Source organism: Mesorhizobium sp. M7A.F.Ca.CA.002.04.1.1, assembly GCF_004022805.1.
GTDB lineage: Bacteria > Pseudomonadota > Alphaproteobacteria > Rhizobiales > Rhizobiaceae > Mesorhizobium > Mesorhizobium ciceri.
In genome coordinates this window covers 1-5,752 of the sequence record NZ_RZPL01000346.1, presented here as the reverse complement: position 1 = coordinate 5,752, position 5,752 = coordinate 1, and the positions used below count along the sequence as shown (strand labels likewise).

The following is a 5,752-nucleotide window of genomic DNA, read 5'->3' as shown; positions in this document are numbered from 1 at the left end:
GGGCTGCGGCATGATCGACATGGCCGGCCTCGCCCAGAAGGGCGGCTCGGTGTTCACCCATGTCCGCATCGCTCGTACCCCGGACGACATCCATGCAATCCGCGTTTCGGCGGGGAAGGCCGATCTCGTGCTTGGCTGCGATCTCGTCGTGTCGGGCGCCAAGAAGGTGCTGACCGCGGTGCGCGAGGGCCACACCATCTTCGTCGCCAACACCGCCGAGATCATGCCCGGCGAATTCGCCCGCTCGGCCGATTTTTCGTTGCCGATAGAGCGGCTGAAAAAGGCGATCCGCGCGGCTGCGGGCGACGACAAGGCACATTTCTTCGATGCCACCCGCACTGCCACGGCACTTTTCGGCAATTCGCTCGGCGCCAACATGTTCATGCTTGGCTTTGCCTTCCAGCACAGCGGCCTGCCGCTGTCCGCCGAGGCGGTCGAGAAGGCGATCGAGCTCAATGGCGAAGCCGTGGCGATGAACATCGCCGCCTTCCGCTGGGGCCGTCGCGCTGCCCATCAGCCGGATTTCGTGCGCGGGCTGGTTGCCCAGCCGGGTCCGACCGCGGCTGGAAAGGCAGGCCAGGCCACGGACACCGCCGAGACGCTGGACGACATCATTGCCCGCCGCGTCGCCTTCCTGACCGCCTATCAGAACGCCGCCTATGGCAGGCGTTATGCCGGAAAACTGGCCGCGTTGCGCGCCGCCGAAGCGAAGGCCGTGCCTGGTTCGACCGCGGTGTCGCAGGCTGCCGCCAGGAACCTGTTCAAGCTGATGGCGATCAAGGACGAATACGAGGTGGCGCGTCTTTACACGGACGGCTCTTTCGCCGCCGAACTGGGCAAGCAGTTCCAGAGCTACGAAAGGCTCGAATTCCACCTCGCTCCGCCGATCATGGGCCGTCGCGGCAATGACGGAAGCCCGCGGAAATCGAGCTTCGGCCCGTGGATGATGAAGGGTTTTCGCGTGCTGGCGGCGATGAAGGGCCTGCGCGGCACTGCCTTCGACCTGTTCGGCTACACCGCCGAACGGCGCATGGAGCGGCAGCTGCTGGCGCGGTACGAGGCGGATCTGGAGCTCATCGCCGGATCGTTGGCCCCAGCCAGGGTCGATGCGGCGGTTGCGCTGGCCTCGGTGCCTGCCCTCATCCGCGGCTATGGCCACGTCCGCCAAGCCAGCGCGCAAAAGGCCGCCGGCGAGCGCCAAAGGCTGCTCGAACGCCTGTCGAGTACGCCGGCGCGGCCCGAACTTCAGGCCGCCGAATGACCGATACGCCTTGTTTACCTGAACGACAGTTTCCTTGCTTTCCGCTGCGTCACCCGGCTTGACGGCAGGAGCGCGAGGGTCTCTCTAAATCTTTCTTAAGGCGGATGTGGCACTGCTTGGCTCCCCAGGGTTGGGATTCAGGCGTTGAATCTGCGAAAAAAGAACGAGATCCCGGTCGACGTCTATATTCCGTTCGTGGAAACCCTGTTTCGCGACGGGCTGACGCTTTCGATCGGCATTCTCGCGCAGACTTTCCTGATCGGCCTGGTCTGGTGGAAGGGCGGCGATCCGCGGTATTTGCTGGTCGCGATCTCGATGGTTCTCATCGGTGTGTTCCGCATGAGAAACTTTCGAAAATACAACAGCATGCCGTCGCCGACGACCTGGGAAGAGGCGCACAAGCGTGAGAATGACTACATTCTCTATGGCTCCCTGCATGGCTTGACGCTTGGCGCTTTCTGCCTGCTCGGCATCTATTTCGCGCGCGATGGTTTCGCCGAAATCGCCTCCGTTTGCCTGACGCTCGCGACGGCGACCTCCATCGCCGGCCGCAACTACGGCTCGCCGCGCATGGTCACCATCCTGACCATTGCCTTGACCTGGCCGATCTCGCTTGGCTTCCTGCTGCGCGGCGACATCTACCATGTCCTCCTCGGGCTGCTGTCGGCGCCGTTCCTGTTCGCCATCCGGAAATTCGCCAACACCGTACGCGATGTGCTTTTTGCGGCCGTCTCGGAAGAGAAGAAGGCCAACCGCATTGCCCAGCGCTTCAACCGGGCGCTCAACACCATGTCGCACGGCCTTGTCATGCTCGGTCCGGACGGCCGCGTCGCGGTGGCCAATGCCGAGGCCGCGCATCTGATGTCGCTCAAGTCGCCCGACGCGCTGCTCGGACGGTCGATCCACGGTCTGTTGATGCGCGGTGTCGCCGGCGGCATGCTGGCGCCCAAGGATTGCCGCTACATCGAGGCGCAGCTGACGCGTGCCCTGCGTGAGGGTCGCGACCGCAAGGTGCTGGTTTCCCTCGCCAACGGCCAGCATTACGAGTTCTCGGCTCGCGAGGGCAGCCAGGAACTGGGCGTCATCACCTTCGAGGACGTCACCGCCCGTGTCGAGGCGGAAGACAAGATCCGCTTCATGGCACGCTACGACAATCTCACCGGCCTGCCCAACCGGGCCTATTTCCATGAATTGGTGGGCGAGGCCATGGCGTCCGGCGATCGCGACCGTCTCTGCGGCCTTGCGGTGCTCGATCTCGACGATTTCAAGAGCGTCAACGACACGCTTGGCCATCCGATCGGCGACGGCTTGATCTATGCCGTTGCCGAGCGGCTTGGCGCCATTGCCAAGCAAGATATCACGGTCAGCCGTTTCGGTGGCGACGAGTTCATGATCTTCTTCGACCGCGTCGAGGATGAGAGCCATCTGACCAGCCAGCTCGACGAGATATTCGCCGGCCTGCAAGGGGAAGTCGACGTCGCCGGTCACGGGCTGCGCATTCAGGCCAGCGGCGGCGCGGTGCTGTCACGGGTCAAGGATACCGATGTCGACGCCATGATCGTGAAGGCGGACCTGGCGCTCTACAAGGCCAAGGAACTCGGCAAGAACAGCTGGCGATTGTTCGAAGCTTCGATGGATGCCGCCTTCCGCAACCGTCAGCTGATGAAGGCGGATCTGCGCACCGCGGTAGAGGGCAAGAGCCTGCGGGTGGTCTATCAGCCGATCGTGGCGATGAGCACCATGCGTATCGCCAGTTGCGAGGCGCTGTGCCGGTGGGATCATCCAGATCTCGGGCCAATCTCGCCCAGCATCTTCATTCCGCTTGCCGAGGAAATGGGCATCATTTCCGAGATCAGCACCTTCGTGCTGCAGGCAGCCTGCGCCGAATGCGCCAAATGGCCCGACCAGACCAGCGTTTCGGTCAATCTCTCGGCCAAGGATTTCCGCAGCCGCGATGTCATCCAGAAGGTTCGCGATGCGTTGGCCGGCACCGGCCTCGCCGCCAGTAGGCTCGAGATCGAGGTCACCGAAACGGCGCTGCTCGACGACAAGTCGCTGACGCGCCAGTATATTGAGGAGCTGAAGCAGCTTGGCGTGCGCATCGCGCTCGACGATTTCGGCACCGGCTATTCGAGCCTGAGCTACCTGCACAAGCTGCCGCTCGACAAGATCAAGATCGACCGCTCTTTCCTGATGGACGTCACCCAGAATCCCCGTTCGCTCGAGCTGCTCAAGGGTATCGTCAACCTGTCGCGGCCGCTGGGGCTTTCGGTGACCGTCGAAGGGGTCGAGACCTTCGAGCAGCTCAAGATCCTGGCGCTGCAGGTCAAGCCTGATCTTGTCCAGGGGTTCCTGTTCGGTTCGGCGCTCAGCGCTTCCGGCATCGAGACGATGTCGAACACGGTATGGCCCTTCGCCAAGGATATCAGGACCGCCAAAAAGGCGGTACGCCGCTGATTTGCGGCGCCTGGCGCATGGTGCCCAGGCACTGAGAGCCCATCCCTGTTTCCATCAGGATTGAACAGGCGCCCAGGCTTTAGGCATTCACTGCATTCGAGGTTTCTTTGCACATCGCGGGCCATGCCAGAATTTCAGCCGCTTCCCGTCATGTTCGAGACACGCTCTTTCCCCGTCGCGACGCAGAAAACGAAGAAAACCACCAATTTTAGTTTTATTTTAGCAATCGTTAACCTTAACGACTGGTAAACGGGCTGCTTCCTGTTTTCATCTTTTACATCCCAAGACCCTGTCGTAGTGTCGGATCGCGGCGGCAATGTACGGGGATTGAGTTGATGATTGTGCAGTTGAGTTCGCTTCGTCCGGTGACGGGCGAGGACGGCAAGGACGCCGCCGACACCATGTCCAGCTTCGCCCGCAACGTTTCGGCGATGCTTGAGCGGACAGAGTACCGCCGCTGCGACAAGGGCGAAGATCTCGAGGACATCTACCGCCTGCGCTACAAGTCATATCGCTCGAACGATATGGTGCCCGACAACGAAAACCATACCATTCACGATGAGCTCGACGAGGCACCGAATGTGTACCGCTTCGGGGTCTATATCGACCAGGAACTCGTCAGCACGCTGCGTATCCATCACGTCACCTTGGCGACGCCGATGTCGCCTTCCACCAAGGCCTTTGGCGACATCGTCATGCCGATGCTTCGTGACGGACTGAGCTTCATCTGTCCCAGCCGGTTTGCGTCCGATCCCGAATGGTCGCGCGTCTACCCGCAGATTCCCTACCTGACGCTGCGGCTGGCCGGCATGGCGTGCTTCCATTTCAACGCGCCCTACTGCCTGTCGACCATTCGTGAGGATCACGCCGGCTTCTACAAGCGTATCTACTACTCGGAGAAGATCAGCGAGTCGCGCGCCTATCCGGGCGTTTTCAACAAGGTCGTGCTCTACCGCGCCGACGTCAACGCAATCCGCGAGCGGTCCTTCTCACGGTTCCCGTTCTTCCGCTCGACGCCAATGGAGCAGCGCATGCTGTTCGATACGCCGCATGTCGGGGAACTCGCGCCGCTGACCATCCTGCCGACGGCAAAATACTATCACGAAGCCGCCTGATACGGCAGGGATCCACACGATTTTGCAGGGCCGACAGGAGCCTTTTGGCGACTTCGGCGTTCTGGGTGAGGCCACGAGCAGCGCTCCGGGTCGATCTGAGGTTTTTGAGGGAACCCGCCATGACCATTTCCACACTTGCGCTAACCCCGCTCATCTCGCTGATCGCCGGCGTGCTGATCCTGGTCATGCCAAGGCTGTTGAACTACATCGTCGCGCTCTATCTGATCGTCGTCGGGTTGCTCGGGCTATTTCCGCATCTAGCCGGCTGAGGCTCCGGCTTAGGCCACGCAAGCGTCCGCCCTTCGGAGTTCCGCATCAAGCATCAGAATCCAGCGATCGGACTCCGTCGCGGCGTCGACTGCTGGCTTCAATCTTTCTTTGAGGCAGTTGTCGGTTGTTGTGCGGCAATAGCGCCATTGCTCTCGGCGCGGCTTTTCGCTATGTGCCTGAAAGATGTCTTCGAAGGGGTATTCCTATGGCTGATCACTCGCCGACTGGTCCTGTCGAACTGGGCGCGAAGATGGACTATGCCGAGCATGACCGCACCTATGCGGGCTTCCTCGCGCTGGCCAAGTACGGCTCGCTGTTTTGTGGCGCCCTGCTCCTGGCGATGGCCTTCGGCTTCTTCGCGGGCGGCTTCTTCTCGGCGACCATTCTGTTCGTGCTGATTCTGGCTGTCGGCGCCTTTATCCTCCGATAGATTTTTCCGACATCTTGTCCACGGCGCCGCCGCGAGGCCGGCCGGCGTCTTGCGGGAAATAGCTTCCGGCCGAAAGGATCATGCGGTGGGACAGACGGTTTTCATCCCTCGTGAGCTCGATGCCAACGAGCCGCGCGTCGCGGCTTCGCCCGATACGGTGAAACGGCTGGCGGCGTTGGGCTTCGACGTCGTCGTCGAGGCCGGTGCCGGTCTGAAATC

General features: G+C 61.8%; 5 protein-coding genes and 1 pseudogene. All 6 read left to right on the top strand.

Annotated features, from left to right (window positions below):
* Positions 1–1,261, top strand: a 1,261-nt coding sequence (locus ENZ75_RS18460) for a DUF6537 domain-containing protein (protein ID WP_206617058.1), incomplete at its 5' end; no start/stop codon positions are given.
* Positions 1,262–1,405: 144 nt separating this feature from the next.
* Positions 1,406–3,718: an EAL domain-containing protein gene (locus ENZ75_RS18455; RefSeq protein WP_063169839.1), complete on the top strand. Its 2,313-nt coding sequence runs from the start codon at positions 1,406–1,408 to the stop codon at positions 3,716–3,718.
* A 341-nt stretch (positions 3,719–4,059) separates the two neighbouring features.
* Positions 4,060–4,833 carry a hypothetical protein gene (locus tag ENZ75_RS18450; protein WP_245481171.1) on the top strand — a complete coding sequence of 258 codons (774 nt, stop codon included), beginning with the start codon at positions 4,060–4,062 and terminating at the stop codon, positions 4,831–4,833.
* A gap of 119 nt (positions 4,834–4,952) precedes the next feature.
* Positions 4,953–5,102, top strand: coding sequence for a DUF3096 domain-containing protein (locus tag ENZ75_RS18445; protein WP_013528205.1), 150 nt, complete (start codon positions 4,953–4,955; stop codon positions 5,100–5,102).
* A gap of 206 nt (positions 5,103–5,308) precedes the next feature.
* On the top strand, positions 5,309–5,533 hold the full coding sequence (locus ENZ75_RS18440) for an aa3-type cytochrome c oxidase subunit IV (protein WP_013528204.1): 225 nt from the start codon (positions 5,309–5,311) through the stop codon (positions 5,531–5,533).
* 85 nt (positions 5,534–5,618) lie between these two features.
* Positions 5,619–5,752, top strand: a pseudogene (locus ENZ75_RS18435) (NAD(P)(+) transhydrogenase (Re/Si-specific) subunit alpha); the annotation flags it as partial.